Source organism: Sorangium sp. So ce448, assembly GCF_051520915.1.
Lineage (GTDB): Bacteria > Myxococcota_A > Polyangia > Polyangiales > Polyangiaceae > Sorangium > Sorangium cellulosum_B.
Window position 1 is genome coordinate 1,411,066 of the sequence record NZ_CP150343.1, and the last position, 16,495, is coordinate 1,427,560.

At 73.2% G+C, this 16,495-nt stretch carries 14 protein-coding genes; 1 reads left to right on the forward strand and 13 read right to left on the reverse strand.

The window, feature by feature from the left end; genetic code table 11:
* Positions 1–6: 6 nt before the first annotated feature.
* The 12 genes from WMF45_RS05165 to WMF45_RS05220 form a co-directional block, all read right to left on the reverse strand.
* Positions 7–882, reverse strand: a complete 876-nt coding sequence (locus WMF45_RS05165) for a DUF3540 domain-containing protein (RefSeq protein ID WP_437715846.1) — start codon at positions 880–882, stop codon at positions 7–9.
* 20 nt (positions 883–902) lie between these two features.
* The gene (locus tag WMF45_RS05170) at positions 903–2,897 is read right to left on the reverse strand and encodes a pentapeptide repeat-containing protein (protein ID WP_437715847.1); all 1,995 of its coding nucleotides are present in this window, start codon (positions 2,895–2,897) and stop codon (positions 903–905) included.
* Positions 2,894–5,320 carry a DUF2169 family type VI secretion system accessory protein gene (locus tag WMF45_RS05175; protein ID WP_437715848.1) on the reverse strand — a complete coding sequence of 809 codons (2,427 nt, stop codon included), beginning with the start codon at positions 5,318–5,320 and terminating at the stop codon, positions 2,894–2,896. The genes WMF45_RS05170 and WMF45_RS05175 overlap by 4 nt, the downstream gene beginning before the upstream one ends.
* 7 nt (positions 5,321–5,327) lie before the next feature.
* On the reverse strand, positions 5,328–7,112 hold the full coding sequence (locus WMF45_RS05180) for a hypothetical protein (RefSeq protein WP_437715849.1): 1,785 nt from the start codon (positions 7,110–7,112) through the stop codon (positions 5,328–5,330).
* A gap of 37 nt (positions 7,113–7,149) precedes the next feature.
* Entirely contained in the window at positions 7,150–7,818 is a 669-nt protein-coding gene (locus WMF45_RS05185) for a COMM domain-containing protein (protein WP_437715850.1), read from the reverse strand.
* A 21-nt stretch (positions 7,819–7,839) separates the two neighbouring features.
* Complete coding sequence (locus WMF45_RS05190) at positions 7,840–9,276, reverse strand: type VI secretion system Vgr family protein (protein ID WP_437715851.1); 1,437 nt, start codon at positions 9,274–9,276, stop codon at positions 7,840–7,842.
* A 40-nt stretch (positions 9,277–9,316) separates the two neighbouring features.
* Positions 9,317–10,852 (reverse strand): DUF2169 family type VI secretion system accessory protein, encoded by a 1,536-nt coding sequence (locus WMF45_RS05195; protein ID WP_437715852.1) that lies wholly within the window; start codon positions 10,850–10,852, stop codon positions 9,317–9,319.
* Positions 10,853–11,132: 280 nt separating this feature from the next.
* Positions 11,133–11,975 (reverse strand): nucleotide-binding enzyme, encoded by an 843-nt coding sequence (locus tag WMF45_RS05200; protein ID WP_437715853.1) that lies wholly within the window; start codon positions 11,973–11,975, stop codon positions 11,133–11,135.
* Positions 11,972–12,424: an RNA polymerase sigma factor gene (locus WMF45_RS05205; protein WP_437715854.1), complete on the reverse strand. Its 453-nt coding sequence runs from the start codon at positions 12,422–12,424 to the stop codon at positions 11,972–11,974. The genes WMF45_RS05200 and WMF45_RS05205 overlap by 4 nt, the downstream gene beginning before the upstream one ends.
* Positions 12,396–12,893 carry an HD domain-containing protein gene (locus WMF45_RS05210; RefSeq protein ID WP_437715855.1) on the reverse strand — a complete coding sequence of 166 codons (498 nt, stop codon included), beginning with the start codon at positions 12,891–12,893 and terminating at the stop codon, positions 12,396–12,398. The genes WMF45_RS05205 and WMF45_RS05210 overlap by 29 nt, the downstream gene beginning before the upstream one ends.
* A 137-nt stretch (positions 12,894–13,030) precedes the next feature.
* The gene (locus WMF45_RS05215) at positions 13,031–14,212 is read right to left on the reverse strand and encodes a caspase, EACC1-associated type (protein ID WP_437715856.1); all 1,182 of its coding nucleotides are present in this window, start codon (positions 14,210–14,212) and stop codon (positions 13,031–13,033) included.
* A gap of 5 nt (positions 14,213–14,217) precedes the next feature.
* A complete protein-coding gene (locus WMF45_RS05220) occupies positions 14,218–14,577 on the reverse strand; it encodes a hypothetical protein (RefSeq protein ID WP_437549783.1) in 360 nt (119 codons plus the stop codon).
* Positions 14,578–14,873: 296 nt separating this feature from the next.
* Between WMF45_RS05220 and WMF45_RS05225 the strand changes: the two genes are divergently transcribed.
* Complete coding sequence (locus WMF45_RS05225) at positions 14,874–15,473, forward strand: DUF1990 family protein (RefSeq protein ID WP_437715857.1); 600 nt, start codon at positions 14,874–14,876, stop codon at positions 15,471–15,473.
* A gap of 55 nt (positions 15,474–15,528) precedes the next feature.
* Here the strand turns inward: WMF45_RS05225 and WMF45_RS05230 are convergent, their stop codons facing one another.
* Complete coding sequence (locus WMF45_RS05230; RefSeq protein ID WP_437715858.1) at positions 15,529–16,338, reverse strand: haloacid dehalogenase type II; 810 nt, start codon at positions 16,336–16,338, stop codon at positions 15,529–15,531.
* Between the last annotated feature and the right edge of the window lie 157 nt (positions 16,339–16,495).

Below are 16,495 nucleotides of genomic sequence, written 5' to 3' on the forward strand. Positions count from 1 at the left end.
CTCCGCTCATCCGAGGTGGATGCGCTTGCCGTCGATCTTCACGTCGTCCTCGGCCTCGATCGAGGTGTGACCCGCCTTGACCGAGTAGGCGCCGGAGGCGCGCGTGCGCACGCGTCCGGCCAGGAGCTCGTCGAGGTCCTCCACGCGGCGGAAGGAGCGCTTGAGCCGCTGGAGGACGTGGACCGCGACCGTCTCCATCCGGTCCGCCACCACCTTGACCTGCTCGACCGCCGCCGACAGCTGGACGCCTCGATAGCTCGCCTCCGCGAAGAGCACCTCGGCCCGCTCGCCGACGAGCTTCAGCGTGCGGGCGCCGAGGCGCGCCTCGGTCCGCCCCAGCGTGAGCGACGGCCGGGCGCCCGCCTCGCCGTCGCCGGCCTCGAGCGCCACCCCGGCCGCGCCGCGGCATCGGATCGCACCCCCGGCGACGAGATCGATGTTCCCCTGCGGCGCGGAGAGCGCGAGATCGCCCGCAGGTACGGAGAGCAGGCCGCGGCCCAGATCGGGGCGATACTCGAAGACCAGCCGCCCGGCCGGGTCGCGCACCTCGATGCGCTCGCGCTCGCCGTCGGTGGACACGGCCGCCGAGGCGCCGGACCGCGTGGTGAGCCGCCGCTCCGACGCAGGGACCGCCTCGTCGCCGAGCACGCCGACGACGTAGCAGCGATCGAGGTCCTCTCCGGTCACCAGCACATGACCACCGACCTCGAGCCGCGGCGCCGGCGAGATCGCCACCACCGCACCCAGATCGAGGGCGCGGCCCTCGTGCTCGACGCGCACGACGCATCGTCGCTCGCTCTCGACCTCGACCACCGCGGCGCGCCGCACGTAGCTCGTTGTCGCTTCCCTGGGGCTCACGCTGGATACGGCAAGCTTCGACATCGTCCCTCCGCCTCGGGTGACTACGCGCCGGGCGGCTGCCAGTCCTCGGCAGCCGCCAGATCCGGATCGGTGCCCCGGGCCCGCTCGCGGTTCGCGAGCGCCCAGATCGCGCCGGCATCGTCGATCCGGTGCAGGTTGGCGCCCTCCACGTCGGCCTGCGTGAAGTCCGCGCCCGCGAGCCGCGCGTGCGAGAGATCGGCGTAGCCCAGCCGAGCCTCGCGGAAGAGCGCGCGCGGGGCCTCCACGCGCACGAGGATGGCCTCGCGCAGATCGGCCTGGGTCAGGTTCGCGCCGCCGAGCGCCGCCCCCTCGAGGTACGCCATGCGGAGGTTCGCCTCGCGCAGGTCGGCCTGCTGCAGCTGGCTCCCGCTGAAGTTCGTTGCCTCGGCGCCGGCGCCGCTCATCACCGCGCGGCGCAGCGCCGCGCCGCTGGCGTCCGCGCGGGTCAGCGTGGCGCCGCCGAGCCGCGCGCCCGTGAGGTTGGCGCCGGAGAGATCGGCGTCGGTGAGATCGGCCCCCGACAGGTCGACGCCGCGGAGGTCGGCGCCCGCGAGGCGGCAGCGCACGAAGGCGTTGCTCTGGAGCCTGATCTTCGAGAGATCGGCGCCGGAGAGGTCGACGCCCGTGAACCTGGCCCGCCGGAGATCGGCGCCCGCGAGCCGCGCTCCCGCGAGCCTGCTCGCCCGCAGCTGGGCCCCGGCGAGGCTCGCGCCTTCGAGGTCGGCGCCGCTCGCGTCGCACCGATCGAGCGCCGCGCCCGCGAGGCTCGCGCGCGAGAGCTTCGCGCCGATGAGCGTCCCGTCGGCGAGCGCCGTGCGGTCCAGGACCGCGCCCGTCAGGTCGGCCTTCGTGAGATCGACGCCCTCCGCCGAGATCCCGCGCAGCTCGGCGCCGGCGAGGATCGCGCCGGAGAGGTCGGCCCCGTCCAGGATCGCGCCGTCGAGCCTGGCGCGCGAGAGCTTCGCCCCCGACAGCGAGGCCCTGGCCAGCCGCGCCCGCCGGAGATCGGCGCCGCCGAGCTCGCACCCGCGGAGATCGGCGCCGGTGAGATCGACGCCCGCGAGCTTCGCGCCCCCGAGATCGCTCCCCGCGAGCTCGGCGCGGACGAAGCTGCCGCCGGTGAGATCCATGCCGCGGAGGTCGCAGCGCGCGAGCCGGCCGCCGCCGTGATCGCCCGCGAGCGCGCCCAGCGCGGAGAGCGACATGCCCGCGAGCCGGAGGCGGTCGACCCGCGCGCCCGCGAGCGGCGGCGCCGCCGGGGTGACCTCGACGAGGGCCGCGCCGTCGAGGTGCGCCCCGTCGAACGACGCGCCCTCGAGGTCGCAGCGCTCGATCCGCGCCGCGCGGAGGGTCGCGCGGTCGAGGCGCGCCGCGGAGAGGTCGCAGCCCGAGAGGGCGGTCTCCGCGAGGTGCGCGCCCGAGAAATCGGCGCGGGCGAGCTTGCCGTCGTTGACGGACGCCCTGTCGAGCCGCGCTCCCTCGAGCGACGCCCCGGTGAGCGTGCAGCGCTCGAGGATCGCCCCGGTGAGATCGGCGCCCGCGAGCCTCGCCCCGGCGAGATCGACCCCCTCGAGGACGGCCCCCTGGAGCCTCGCGCCCGTGAGATCGGCGCCCCCCAGGTCGAGGAGCCGGCGCTGCAGGCCTCGCACGCCCGCGCCGGCGAGCGCGTCGGTCTGCTCGCGCGACAGCGCGGCGGCGTCGAGCGGGATCTCCACGACGGCCTCGCGATCCACCGCCACGTCGAGCGAGCTGAAGACCGCGCCCGCGAGATCGGCGCCCGCGAGCTTCGCGCCGTGGAGGTCGCACGAGATGAACATCGCCCCTGCGAGCCGCGCCCCCGAGAGATCCGCGCCGGCGAGGCGAACGCGGTGGAGCACCACCTTCTCGAGGGGCGCGCCGCGCAGATCGGCGCCGGCGAGATCGAGCTCCGGCAACACCGGCGGATCGGACGCCGGGCTCGCGCGCAGGCGCTCGAGCAGGCCCGCCACGTCCTTGCCGGTGACGCCCGCGGTCATCCCGCCCCCCGCTTGGCGAGCTTGGTCGCCTTGAGGTTCGCGCCCTCGAGCCGCGTCCCGGCGAAGATCGCGTCGAGCAGCTCGCACCCGTACAGGTTCGCGTCCCGGACGTCGGCCCGGGTCAGGTCGGCCTGCTCCAGCGTGCCCTGGAACAGGTTGACCGCGGTGAGCAGCGCCGAGTCGAGCTTCGCCTTGCTCAGGTTGGCGTTCTTGAGGACGGCGCGGTGCAGGTTCGCGCCCGACAGATCGGCGCCCGACAGATCGGCGCGGATCAGGCTCGCGCCGCGCAGATCGGCCTCGCGCAGCGACGCGCCGGTCCAGCTGGACCCGTCGGCCCTCGCCGCGCGGAGATCGAGGCGCCAGAGCGACGCGCCGTCGACCGCGCGCGCGCCCGTGAGATCGGCCTCCGCCATGGAGACGCGCTCGCCCGAGGCGCCGTAGAGCGAGGCCTCGCGGAGCGACGCGCCGCCGAGCTGCGCGCGATCCAGCGCGCAGCCCGTGAGATCCGCCCCGTCGAGCGAGGCGCCGCGCAGGTCGGCGGCGGTGAGCGTCGCGCCGTGGAGGCGTGCCCCCGCGGCGTTCGCCCCGCGCGCCCGGACCTCCGCGAGGTTCGCGCCGCCGAGCTCGGCCGCGCGGAGCGACGCGCGCTCGAGGTTGGCCTGCGCGAGCGTCGCGCCCGTGAGATCGGCCTCGTCGAGCCTGGCGTCCGGGAGCGCCGCGCCGCGGAGGCCGGCCCCCGAGAGGTTCGCCGCGGAGAGATCCGCGCCCGTCAGGTCGGCGCCGTAGAGCTCGGCCTCGACGGCGACGGCGCGCCCGAGCGACGCGCGCGTGAGATCCGCCCGCTCGAGGCGGGCGCCGGTCAGATCGGCGCCGTCGAGCCGCGCTTCCCGGAGGCGCGCGCGCGTGAGATCCGCGCGCGTGAAGACGAGCCCGCGCAGATCGAGCTCCGACAGATCGAGGCCCGCGAGCTTCGCGCGCGCGAAGCTCCCGCCGGCCTTCGCGCGCGCGGCCACCTCCTCGCGCGTGAGCGCCGGCGCCGCGGACGGGTCCTCGGGCGGCGCCGGCTCGTCGAGCAGCGCGGGATCGTGGCCGTGCTCGATCAGCAAGCGCCGCGTCCGCTCGCGCGAGTCGCGCTCGAGGCGCGCCGCGGCCTCGGGGTCGTGCCGCAGCTCCCCGACCACGATCGCGAGGAACGCGTCGGGCGAGGTGACGCCGCGCAGCCGCTCGATCACGTCGCGCGGGACCCCCGATTTCTCGAGCATCGCGCGCGCCTGCTCGAGCCCGGCGGCGATCTCGGGGTCGACCTCGCCAGGCTTGCCCTGCTCGCCCCCGGGCGCCTTCGCCGCGCTCGGCTTTGCCGCGATCTCGGGGGCCGCCGGGCGCTGCCACCACGCGGGCTCGCGGTAGCGCGCGGCCGGGAGCGGCGCCTCCGCGAGCGGCTCGGTCGCCAGCAGGATCCGCCGGAGCTCCTCGTGGTCGCGCGACGCGATCGGCGTGAGGCCGCGCCAGACGAGCGCGATCCGGCCCGCGTCCGCGTCGATCCAGAGCGTGTCCAGGTGGAGCTGCACCTCGCGGACCTCGGCCTTGCCGCGCGCCGCGGCCTCGACGAAGCAGCGCGCGCGCAGGCCGGGCAGCCGCGACTCGTAGCGCGGGAGCTCGGGGTGGAGGTTCTCGAGCGCGATCGCCTCGTCGCCGCGCAGGTAGCCCGCGATCTGCTGATCGGGCGGGGCGGCGTTGAAATAGCCCCAGTCGAAGTCCTCGGGGAGGCCCGGCCAGCGCTCGTTCAGCCAGCGATCGTCGTAGGTGCCGGCGCCGGCGGCGCGCTGCGCCCACGTCCTGGCGATCGGGCCGAAGCCCGCGGGATCCGGGGTCTGCCGCGGCGAGGTGATCAGGCTGCCCGGAAGCTCCAGGTTGGGCAGCGGCCAGCGCTCGACGCCCGCGGCGGTCTTGACCTTGCCGCGCCCGCGCCCGAGCGGGTTCTTCGCGGAGCCCTCGCCGCCGAAGCTCAGCTCGTACCGGAGCGGCATCGCGCGGAACGGCCGCGGCTCGGTCGCGATCTCGCCTTCCCAGAACCGGTCGCCGATCACCGCGATCCGCTTGCGCAGGCGGCCGACCTCGAGCGCGGCGTACGCGATCGGCTGCGCCTCGCCGCGGGGCGTGCGGCAGGTGCCGACCAGGAGCACGTCGGCGCGCGGCTTGAAGTAGGCGAAGTCGGAGGCGTAGACGAGGCTCTTTCCAGGGGAGTCGTCGAGGTGGCGGTCGCTCTCGAGCAGGAGGCGATCGTCCGGCGCGGCGAGCGCGGCGGGCGCGTTCGGCGCCAGCGTGAAGGTGCCTTTGACGATCACCGTCAGGCTGTGCGCGGGCGGCCGCACCCGGCCCGCGAGCCATCCGAGCTTGAGGCCGGTGTCGTTGAGGATCTCCACGCGCGGCCTACTGGACGGTCAACGCTCGGTTGGCGCCCAGGGTGATTTGTCCGCTGATGTTGGCGCTCGTGCTCTTGAGTTGGATAGTGCCGCCGGTCAACAGCTTCAGGATCGCGCTTCCGTCGTTGGTCTGGAGATTGAGGTTGTTCCCCGCGTTGAGGGTCATGTTTCCGTTGGCCTTGAGCTGGAGCCAGCAGTTCCGGTTGTTCTCGAGCCACACCAATCCTGGCCCGTCGGCTGCCTCGCCCACGTAGAGCTTGCTCTGCATCACGCCCGCCGCGTTGTTCTGCTGGATGAGGACCTTGTCTTTATCCATCTTGATCTCGGCCTGCGAGACCGGAGCCCCGGCCTTGTCCTTCAGCGCGACGACCACCGCGGCGACGAGCCCGGCGGCGAAGACGCCGGCCGCGGTGCCGAGGCACCCGGCCGGGGTGGCCGCAACGCCGCTGCTGTCGACGGTCCCCGCGGCGGTGCACCCCGAGAGGATCGCCACCGGGACGGCGGTCGCGGCGGCGATCCCCGCGAGCACCAGGTTCCGGCCCCCGCCGACGCCCTCGTGATCGGCCTTGATGCGCAGGTGGATCTCCTTGCGCGCCTTGAGCTCGTGATCGCCGGCCGTCTTGATGTCCTTGCCGTCGACGTTCGAGTACTTGAGGCCCATCCCGAACTCGCAGGTGAACCCCATGCTCGCCGTCAGCGCCAGCGCCAGGCTGAGATCGACCTTGCCGCCGAGGAAGACGGTGTTCGTCAGGCCGAACATCGCGTCGAACTTGTAGCCGCCGAAGAAGCTCTCCGTGTCGCCGAACGTGTAGGTGTCGCTGGAGTTGTGCCCCATCTCGCGCTTGCGCCAGCTCTTCTTCCCGGCCGTGAGCACGTCCTGCTCGAAGAACTCGACCCGGTAGACGGGATCGGCGTTGTACACCTCGAGCGTGCCGGCGCCGAGGTTGAGCCGGTACTTGCCCGCGACCGTGTCGGTCTTGTTCCCGCCGATCAGGACCGTCTCGTCCTTCTCGATGCTCTCCCGGTTGTTGCCGCGGACCACCAGCGTCCGGTCGCCGTCGGTGTACTCGAACCAGCCCGGGTAGGTCTTGGCCGGATCTCCGGCGCGGAGATCACCGGCGTTCTGCACGCCCGTGTCGAGCAGCGCGTTCTCGGTGGTCGAGTCCGACGCGCCGATGCGGAGGTAGCTCGTCTGTGTCCCCGTCGCGTCGTCGTAGTCCGGGGTCTTGAGGATGAGCCAGGTCCCGGTGACGCTGAACTGCACGTAGTTGATCGAGGCGCTCACCTCGCTCGACGTGTTCCCCGCGCTGTCCTGGAACTGGGCGCTCACCGTCTTCCGGCCGTAGCCGTCCGAGAGCGTCCACCACACGCTGGCGGTCACGGCCTGCCATTCTCCCCACCCGCCGCTCTCGTTCTTGAGCCGCACCCTCGCGACGGGGGAGCCCGCGTCCGTCGCGTCGAGCGTGAGGGCGACCTGCCGTGTCGCCGTGTCCGCGGCCCCGCCGTTGATCACGATCGACGCGCCCGTCGGGGCCACGGTGTCGAGCGTGATCGTCGCCGTCTCCTCCGCGCCCGCGGCGACGCCGCCCTGGCCGAACTGCACCCGGACCGTCTTCGCGCCGTCGCCCGACGACAGGGTGTGCGCCTTGGTGGCCGACAATGGCTCCCACGGCCCGAACGTCGCGCTGTCGTTGGCGAGCCGCATCTGCGTCGCGCCCGCGGGCGCGGCGAGGGTGAGCGTGACCGACGTCGAGCTCGTGTACCTGGCGCCGTTGTTGATCGTGATGCTCATGGCCATTCTCCGCCGGCGGTCGCCGCCCTCGCGATCGCTATCCCTGCGCTTTCGGCTCGCCGGAGGGCGGCCGCGGCGAGCCGGCGATCATCCGCTCGATCCGGTCGCACGCCTCCTTGATCTGCCCGAGCGCCTGCGGCGCCACGTAGATCGTCGTGCGCTCGTCGCGGCCCCCGTCGCGCAGGCGCAGCGTCAGCACAGCGAGGGGCGCGTCGAGGTGCACGCCCCGGTCCGAGCCGGCGATGCGGTCGACGCGCCAGTCGAGCCCGACAAGCACCTTGCCGTGATCGAAGATCGACTCCTCGAGGATGCCCCGCCGGACGACGGCCTTCGCCGCCTCGTACCACGAGAGCACCGCGACGCCGCCGCGCGCGTCGCCGCCCGAGAGCGCCGCGATGTCCTCGGCGACGTCGGCCGCGGGGAGGTCGAGGCTGCCGGCGCGCGAGAGCACGAAGCGGCACACGCGGAGGCTCGCTTGCAGCTCCGGCGCGGCGAGGTCGTAGAGCCGGCAGAACGCCTCCGCGCGCCTCTCCATCGCCGCGTCGACCGAGCCGGCGAGGCTCGGCGCCAGGATCTCCCAGAGGTTCTGGCGGGCCTTGTCCGGCAGCTCCAGGAACCGCTTCCAGTCGCGGACGACGTCGGCCGGCGCCGGCTGGCCGTCGAGGCAGCGGAGGCGCGCCGCTGAAGGGGCGGGGGCTTGGTTCATGCGGGGATCTTCCATCTCGCTTCAGCGCCGGTCGCGGATCTCGATCATCGCCCCGGTGGCCGTCGTGATCCGGTGGCGATCGGCGGACGCGGTGTTGACGGCCGACGGCGCCGCCGCGTTCGGGACCGAGCCGACGATGAGCGGCCGATCCGGATCGCCGTCGGCGAAGACGAGGAGCACCTCGGCGCCGGGCCGCAGCGGAAAATGCATGTTGTGGTTCGGCCCGGCGAAGGGCTGCGCCATCCGTACCGGGTGCGAGCTCTTCTGCTCCCCCGGCAGCGCCGTGTCGAAATGGAACTGCACGGTGTAGCGGCCGTCGCCGTCGAGGCGCGCGACGCCGCCGGACTCGCCCCCGGGGCCCGGCTGCACGACGCCGGTGACGAACCCGTGGATGCGCGGCCTCGGCGTCCGCCGCGGGGGGCGGTAGCTGACGCTCCCGGGCACCGCCGTGAACGTGTTCGCGTAGGACGCCTGCACGCCCGCCTCGTGGAAGGCCGGCAGCCTCGCGGCGTGCTCGACCTCGACGAGGAGCAGGTCCTCCGGCGCCTCGAACCGCGGGTGCTCCCGCAGGAGGGTGCGGTGCCCTGCGGTGAACGCCGGCAGCGCGCTCTTGCCCTCGTAGACGCGCTGCCCGGAGAGGCGCTCCTCGGCGCGGATCTGGGCGAGCTCCTTCGCCTCCTCGGCCGTCTTGACGTGGCTGCCGAACTCGACGATTCCCCCGCCCGACGCCCCGTCGAGCGTGTGATAGGCGGCGATGTCGAGCAGCGGCCTGCGGTAGTTGTAGTCGTGCACCACGTACGCCGAGGGGATGATCCTGCGCGTCACCTCGAGCGCGAAGACGTCGGACGCCTCGCCCCGCGGCCGGAACTGCGCCTCCGCGGCGCCCTCCGCGGGGCGAAAGCCCGCCGGGTGGTCGGTGAAGACGACGACGTCGCGGTCGACCCGGTGCTCGAAGGTGAAGCTGATCCCGAGGTGCTCGGCGAGGCGGCTGATGAAGGCGAGATCGCTCTCCTTGTACTGCACGACGAGCTCGCGCAGCGGGTATGCCCTGAGGAGGCGGAGCTCGAAGTCGCCAGCGCCGAGGCCGTGCCGCTCGAGCTTGCGCCGGATCACGTCCGGCACGCTCACATCCATGTAGATCTCCTGCGTCTCGACGAGCGCCAGCTTGAACAGGCGCGGGACGACGCGGAGGCGGTAGGCGCCGAGCTCGTCGGCCGGGTCCAGGCGATCGAGGATCTGCTCGAGGATGCCGTGGATGCGGCGGATCTCCTCACCCTCGACGAGGAAGACGACGCTGAGCCGGGCCCCGGGTACGGCGTCCTCGGGCAGGTCCAGCTGCGGATCGCACACCACGTCGAGGTCGAACGAGAAGACCTGGGAGATCGCCTCGCGCCCCGAGAGCACGCGGACGTGGACCCCCTCCCACTGGACGCCGGCGGTTTCGACGCGGATTTCCATGGCTCGGCTGGCCCCCTGGAGCGTGGTGAAGGATCGCCACCTACGGCCGCCCCTTGCTGGACCCGTAGATGACCTGCTGGATGTCGAGCTTCTGCTGCTTCGGGGCCTTGCGAGGCGGCACGGGCTCGATCGCGACGTTGCTCGCGGCGCCGCCCCACGGCGATCGCGGCGCGGGAGCCGCGGCGGGCGGCGCGGGAGCCGCGGCAGCGGGCGGCGGCACGGGAGCCGTGGCTGCGGGCGGCGGAGCGGCAGCCACGGCGGGCGGCGCAGGAGCTTCGGCCGGCGGCGCGGGCGAAAGCCCGGTCCGTCGAAACGGGAGGAGGCTCTGCTGGACGGCGTGATCCTGGTCCTCGTGAGAGATATCGTGGGTCTCCGAGACGGAATGCCGCTTCGGCGGCCGTGGCGCCTGCGGGCTGGGCGCCGGCGCGGCACCCGGGCGGAACGGGAGCGGGGCCGCCGAGCCGACGGGGGCTCGCCTCGTCTGCTCGACGGTCGCATCGAGGCGCCGGGCGGCGCCGCGCCGATCGCGCCCCTCGACGTCTCCATCGGACAGATCGAGCGTCGCCCCGGGCGCATCGGGCGTCGCGGCCGCGCGCGGGGCCGCCATCGCGATCTCGGCAGGAGCCAGCCACGCGGGCGGGGCGCCCGGCACCTCGACGCCGACGACGACACGCACCGCCGCGAGCGCTGCTTCACCCGCGAGAGGGAAGCTGCGTCGCCAGACCAGCGAGCACGACTGCCGGTCGCCGTCGACGTGCACCGTGTCCAGCACGAGATCGAGCGGCTGCCCCTCTCTCACGCCGAACGCGGAGAGGCCATGGACGTGCGCGAGGGCGCGCGCTCCGGGGAGGCGCGTCCGCAGCACGGCGAGCGTCGGGTGAACCCCCGCGAGCACGAGCCATTCGTCGCCGGCCAGGGCTTCGACGCGCTGATCCGGGGGGGCCGCCTGGAAGTAGCTCCAGTCGAAATCGTCGGGGATCTCGAGGATGGGCCCCTCGAGCGCCTTGCGGGTCGTGGGCCCGAGCAGCCGCCTGCGCGACGGCCACACGCTCCCGATCGGCCCGAAGCCCGCGGGGCGGTCACGCCGCGCGGGGTCCAGGACGGTCGGGCGAGCGGTGCCGAACGGGTTGTCGGCCATGCCGATCCCCCCGAATGCGCGCTCGTAGATCAGCGGGACCGCCTTCTCCGCGCTGCCGGGCTCGATCGAGAGCGCCTTGTCGAGGATCGGGCGCTCGCCGGCGAAGAGCGCGAGGCGCACGGAGAAGGGCGCCGCAGGCAGGCCCGGCGGCGCGTGCGCGTGGCCCGTGAAGAACACGTCGATGCGCGCGAGGTACGGCGCGAGGTCGCTCGTCAACCGGACGCTGCGGCCCGGGTTGTTGTGATGGTGGATGTCGGCCTCGACGATCCCCTGCGGCGCGACGGGGATCATCTTTGCGCCGTCGATCAAGGCGAAGGTCGCCTTGGCGATCACCGTGAGGTTGAGCCGCCCCCGCGCCCGCCACACGACGCCCGCTGCTGTCGTTCCGGGAGGCGCCGCGATTGCGCTGGGGGTGGGCGGCGGGGCCTCGGGCTTCACCGCGCCATGAGAGCACCCGGGCGTCGCGAGGGTCAAGCCTCGCCACGCGGCGACACCGGCGCGTCGTCCGACGTTTGCCAGTCCGCGCGGCGAGGAGGTTCGTCGGCCTCGCAGCGCGGGTGAAAGCGGTGGAGTCCAGCGACGACCGCGAGCTCCGGATCCGGCGAGTCGTTCTATCCATCGATCGGAGTTGGACGTCGCGCTCGGCGAGCGACGATATCTCTTCGTGCCGTCGCGGGAGCGCAGGAGCGCCGGGCCCTCCTCACCTGAGGGCGGGGCCTCAGGCCGTGTCCTCGAAGCCGGGGAGCGGCTCGTAGTCTTGAGTTGCGTCGTCCTCCTCGCCGGGCTCGGCGCAGGCCGGCTCGTCGCCGCCCTCTCCGGCGCCGCCGCCGTCGAGCAGCCCATCGAACGGCCCGGGGAGCGGCTCGTCCTCGTCCGCCTCGAGCAGCGCGTCCATGCCCTCCACCTCGCCGGTCTCCAGGTAGCGTTCCCACGCGACGGGGTGATCCCGGGCGCAGAGCGCCGAGAGCGCGGCGACGCCGAGGCGCACGATCGGCTTCCCATCGGTGCTGCTGCGGGGCCGCGCCCTCAGATCGCGCGGGGCGTACACCGTGAGCTCGAGGGGCGCCACGTCCGCCACGTGGTAGTGGACGTACTCCCGGAGCTCTCCGCCCTTCTGGATCGTCACGCGCTCCCGGTCGAACGTCCAGCCGAGCGCCCGCACGTGCCGCTCCAGCGCCTCCTCGTCGGCGGGGAACACGTGCAGATCGACGTCGCTGCCGCGGCGGATATGGCCGGTGGAGACCGAGCCGATGAGCCGCGGCGAGAACGGCGCGAGCGCGCGCATGGCCTCCAGCGCCACGATGCGCAGCGCGAAGAGCCGGCGCGTCCGCTGGCTCCCCTCGGCGCGCTCGGCGAAGAGGAGCAGCGCCTCGCGGATCTCGCCGTTCGAGGGCAGGTCCGCGGGCCGGTAGCGCGCTCGCCGCCCCTCCACCTGGCCGAGGATCCGCTTCGCGGCCATCCGCTTGGCGGTGAAGTACTGGTCCACGCCTTCCTCGTACATGAGGCGCGCGGCCTCCGCGGCGATGCGGGCCCGCAGCCCGCCGAAGCGCTCTGCGCTCATCGGGCCACCCGCGCCGCGCGCGCCCGCGCCGGCGCTTCCGCCGCTTGCGCCGGCCCCGCAGCTGGCGCCGACGCCGCCGCCCGCGCCGGCGCCGCGGCGACCGCCGGCTCGAGGGCTTGGCGCAGCCGGAGCATCGCGCCGCCGACCACCCGGCCGCCCCGCGGCGCCCCGAACAGGCGCTTCTGCACCACCTGCTGCGCCACGCCGAGGCGGCGCGCGATCTCGCCCTGCGAAAGGCCGTCGAAGAAATACGCCTCGACGACCTCCCGCTGCTTCGCCGTCAGCGCGGTCTCGACCGCGTCCCGCACCGCGGCGCAGAGCCGCGCTCGCCCGGGCGGCTCGGCCTCGCCGCCCCAGAGCCGGCGATCGTCGCCCCAGCGGTCGACGTCGTCGCAGAGGACCTCCCGGCGGACCTTGCGCTCAGGCGAGCGGCTCCTTTCGCAGGTCATCGGAGGGGGCGGGCTCGCCGCCGATCGAGAGGAGGGTCCAGTCTGCGCCGTCGAGCAGGAGCTCCACGGCGGCCTCGGGGCGGAGCACGGTCGCCTCGGGCGAGCGGCCGCCGACGTCCCAGCGGCGGAGCCGCGCGAGGTCCGCGAGCGCCTTCGTGCGCCGCAGGCGCCGCTTGGTCGCGCCGGGCGCGCGCAGCAGGTGGAGGTGGTGCCGCACGAGCCAGACGATCCGCGGGCTCACGAGCTCCGCGAGCACGTCGGCCCCCTCCTCGGCGTGGTCGGCGCAGGCGAACGCCTTGCCGACGTCGTGGAGCAGGGCCGCGGCCCAGAGCGAGCGATCCGCTGTCTCGCGGCGGGCCAGGTCGAAGACCTGCAGGGAATGGAAGAGCGCGTCGCCCTCGGGGTGCCAGCGCGGATCCTGCGGCACGCGGTCGAGGGCGAGGAGGAGATCGAGGAGGTCCTTGTGCATCGACGGGAGGGCGGTCAGGCCGCCCGCGGGCTGCGGGCGAGCGGTGCCCCTTCACCCTTGGGCGCGGTCACACCCACCGGGAGGCCCCGCCCGCAGGGCGCGCCGAAGCATAGCGCGGGCGCCCCCCGCGCCAGGGTTCAGGGAGTGAACAGGGTGGCCGATCGCTTCCTCGGCCCGGTTGGCGGGTGCGCGATCGTCTCCGCGGTCTGACGTGTGCCTGGGGCCTCCAGGCGGACCAGCCTGAGCACGGTGCCCCCGACGACGATCTGGCCGTTTTGCGGGAGCAAGGCGCTCGTGATGCGCTGATCGTCGATCTTGGTCCCGTGCGTGCTTCCCTGGTCGATCACGCGCACCTCCTCCGCTCCGACGACGATCGTCGCGTGCTTTCGCGATACCTTCGGATCATCCAGGCGGATGAAGCAGTCGGGCTCTCGCCCTACCGTGAACTCTCCAGGGTGGAGCACGAACCGCCGACCCGCGAGGGGCCCGTTGCACACGAAGAGCTCGTAGGTGATCGCGGTGTTCCCGCCCGACGCCGGGATCGTGGGCCGGAGCGGGGCCTTCGCGATGCGCAGCCGCCCCTCGTACTTCTGCGTCCACATCTGCGGGGTTTGCCGGCCTCCCTCGGCCTTGATGCTCGCTTGCACGTACTCGCAGAGCTCGTGGACATCGACGTATCCGTCTCGGTCCAGATCGGCTGTGCCGGTCGACAGGCCCTCGACGATGTGGCGTGTGAAGATCGACTGCGGGGTCACCCCCACGGGCTGGTCGGCCTGCCACGCCAGCTGGACCGACGTCGTGGCGGAGATCACGACGCGACCCGAGCCGTCTCCCATGAACGTCCCGGCGATGTCGACGCTGTCCTGCTCGCTCTTGGCGGAGTTCTCGTAAGCGCCGCTGTAGCAGCAGTCGAGGATCAGGACGATGCGCTTCGCGGGGCACTGATCGATCTGGCGGCTGATCCACGCCGCGTCGACCGAGGTCGCGCTGAAGAGCTCTTTCTCCGTGTCGTGTGTGGCGAGGTGGAGGTGACCCCAGTCGTCCTTCAGGCCATGACCGGAGTAGTAGAGGACGAGCAGATCCTCCGGGTGGCGGCGATGGAAGAGCGCGCCGATGGCCTTCCGGACCTCGAGCTGGCTGCCATCGACGCAGAGCTGGACGCGAAAATCGCCGATGTCCGGGTTCCCCATCGTGTCGGCGAGCTTCGATGCGTCGAGGGCGGGCGCCTGGAGCGAGCGCAACCTGCCGTCCGCGTACATTCCGTTCGCGATGATGAGCGCGAGGCGGTCCCGTCCGCCCAGCACAGGATCTCTGTCCATGGCTGTCATTTGATTGCGCTGATGCGGCGTGCGAGGTCGAGCACTTCCTTCTCCCCGAGCGGCTTGTCCGAGGTGAACTCGACCTCCAGGCCGTTCTTCCCCCGGATGCGAATGCGGCGCCTCGGCGCGCGGACGACCCACTCATTGACCAGCTGAATCACCTGGGGAAGCACCGCGGGGAGCGCGGCGAGCGCGATCGCGCCGACGGTGAAGGCGTCTCCCTTGGCGTTCCTCGGGAGGTGGCCTTCCACGGCGCGCCGCGGGGTCGCGCCTGCGGTGCCGATGTCTCGCATCAGGCTCTCGAGCATCGCATCCAGCTGATCCGCCTCGACCTCGGCGTCGTGAAAGTTGAACTGCATGTCCATTGGCCATGCACCTCCTCGCTGTTACGAGTCGCCGAGGAGCGTATCAGCGCTCGCCGGGAGGTGCCAGCCGCACACGCGGAGTCGCGTTGTGCACGCGCCGCTGTCCTCGACCTGCGAAGCGCGCCTGAAGCCCGCTTCGCGATCGTCCAGCACATCTCATATCCATGCGGTTCCCTCCGTGAGAGGCGTTTCGGATCCGTGCAGGCCGGTCAGCCGCGAAGGTGCTCCTCGTGCTTCGTCGTGACTGTAAAGCGGTGCGGGAGATCGCGTCTCCGTGATCGGCTATCCTGCCCCTCGTGCTCTCCCGCGCCCGCCCCTCCGATGCCGCGATCCGCGCCTTCCTCGCTCGCCAGGCGGGCCGGCCGCTCTCGTACGCGGAGGTCGGCTGCACCGGCGCCGGCGATGGCCGCCCGCGGCCGCCTGCCGGCTTCAACGTCGACCACCACCGCGCGGTGCTCGGCCAGGGCGCCGCGCTCTTCGACCGCGCCGTCGAGGCGATGCGGCGCTGGGCGCAGTTCCGGCTCGGCTGGGTCGAGCTCTGCTATCCCGACGCTCCCCTCCAGACCGGCGTCACCGTGGCAATCCTCGTCCGCGTGCTCGGGATTCACTGGCTCAACGCGTGCCGGATTGTCTATACCGTCGATGAGACGAGCGGCCCTGTGCGCCGGTTCGGCTTCGCCTACGGGACGCTCGAGGAGCACGGCGAGCGCGGCGAGGAGCGCTTCCTCGTCGAGCACGACGAGCCTTCCGGCGAGGTCGCCTACGACATCTTCGCCGTCTCCCGGCCGAATCACCTCCTCGCCCGGCTCGGCTATCCCTATGCGCGCCGGGTCCAGGGGCGGTTCGCCCGCGACTCCATGCGCGCCATGCGCAGCGCCGTGACCTCGCCGCCGTGAGGCGCGCCGGGAGCCCTGCGACCCGCCGATCGCACAGGCGGCATGGCCCCGCCGGTCACGCCCTCTCCTTCACGAACTCCACGAGATCCGACAGGCTCGCTCCCGTCGCGTCGGCGCTCACGCCCAGCTCCTCGGCCGGCAGGCCCATGCGGTTGACCCAGAACGTGGGATAGCCGAACCACCGGGCCCCCGCGGCGTCCCAGCCGGCGAACGCGACGAACGCGATCTCCTCGCGCGTGAGGCCGAACGCGTCGAGCGCCATCCGGTACGCGCGAGGATCCGGCTTGTACGTCCTCGCCCCGTCCGTGCTGAGCACGTGCTCGAACAGGCCACCCAGACCGGAGCTCTCGATGGCGGCCCCGAGCATCCTCGGCGTGAAGTTCGACAGGAACGAGAGCCGGATCCCAGCGCCCCTCAGCGCCCGGAGCGCCGGCAGCACGTCAGGCCACGCCCGGAGATCCAGGTACGCGCCGAGGAGCCGCGCCCGCTTCTCCTCCCCGAGATCGAGCGCCAGCGCGCGCTCGGCGAACACCAGCGCGTCCGCCGTCACCTGCCAGAAGTCGGCATACTCGTGGGACGCGACCCGGAGCCACGTGTACTCGAATTGACGGGTGCGCCACGCCTCGCTCAGCGATGCCCCCTTGCCCGGACAGAGCTCCTCCGCGAGCGCCGCGATCGGCCGCGGATCGAAGATCGGAAAGGCGTCGAAGGCGACCGCCTTGATCTTCGATCCCGCCGCCGGCCGCGGCGGCGCCGGCCCGTGCTGCGCGGTACAGGAAGCCATCCCGGCCGGCGCCGAGCCCAGGAAGCCCGCCGCGGCCGTGCCGGTCACGCGGTGGAGAAACTCACGACGATTCGTCAGCATGCCAGCCTCCATCAGATCATCCGACGTGAAACACGCGACCTGCGAGTGCGCGAGTCCGCGGGTGCGGGAACGCACGCGGGAGAGCATGCGCGGTCCGCCGTTGCCCGGGGATCCGCCATCGACGTAGACTCGCCATGCACCTTTGCATGGCGCGGAG

Excerpts from the sequence above, each read along its gene's own strand:
- WMF45_RS05165 (WP_437715846.1), bottom strand. The coding sequence starts at position 882 with ATGTCGAAGCTTGCCGTATCCAGCGTGAGCCCCAGGGAAGCGACAACG.
- WMF45_RS05170 (WP_437715847.1), bottom strand. The coding sequence starts at position 2,897 with ATGACCGCGGGCGTCACCGGCAAGGACGTGGCGGGCCTGCTCGAGCGC.
- WMF45_RS05180 (WP_437715849.1), bottom strand. The coding sequence starts at position 7,112 with ATGAGCATCACGATCAACAACGGCGCCAGGTACACGAGCTCGACGTCG.
- WMF45_RS05185 (WP_437715850.1), bottom strand. The coding sequence starts at position 7,818 with ATGAACCAAGCCCCCGCCCCTTCAGCGGCGCGCCTCCGCTGCCTCGAC.
- WMF45_RS05190 (WP_437715851.1), bottom strand. The coding sequence starts at position 9,276 with ATGGAAATCCGCGTCGAAACCGCCGGCGTCCAGTGGGAGGGGGTCCAC.
- WMF45_RS05200 (WP_437715853.1), bottom strand. The coding sequence starts at position 11,975 with ATGAGCGCAGAGCGCTTCGGCGGGCTGCGGGCCCGCATCGCCGCGGAG.
- WMF45_RS05205 (WP_437715854.1), bottom strand. The coding sequence starts at position 12,424 with ATGACCTGCGAAAGGAGCCGCTCGCCTGAGCGCAAGGTCCGCCGGGAG.
- WMF45_RS05210 (WP_437715855.1), bottom strand. The coding sequence starts at position 12,893 with ATGCACAAGGACCTCCTCGATCTCCTCCTCGCCCTCGACCGCGTGCCG.
- WMF45_RS05215 (WP_437715856.1), bottom strand. The coding sequence starts at position 14,212 with ATGGACAGAGATCCTGTGCTGGGCGGACGGGACCGCCTCGCGCTCATC.
- WMF45_RS05220 (WP_437549783.1), bottom strand. The coding sequence starts at position 14,577 with ATGGACATGCAGTTCAACTTTCACGACGCCGAGGTCGAGGCGGATCAG.
- WMF45_RS05230 (WP_437715858.1), bottom strand. The coding sequence starts at position 16,338 with ATGCTGACGAATCGTCGTGAGTTTCTCCACCGCGTGACCGGCACGGCC.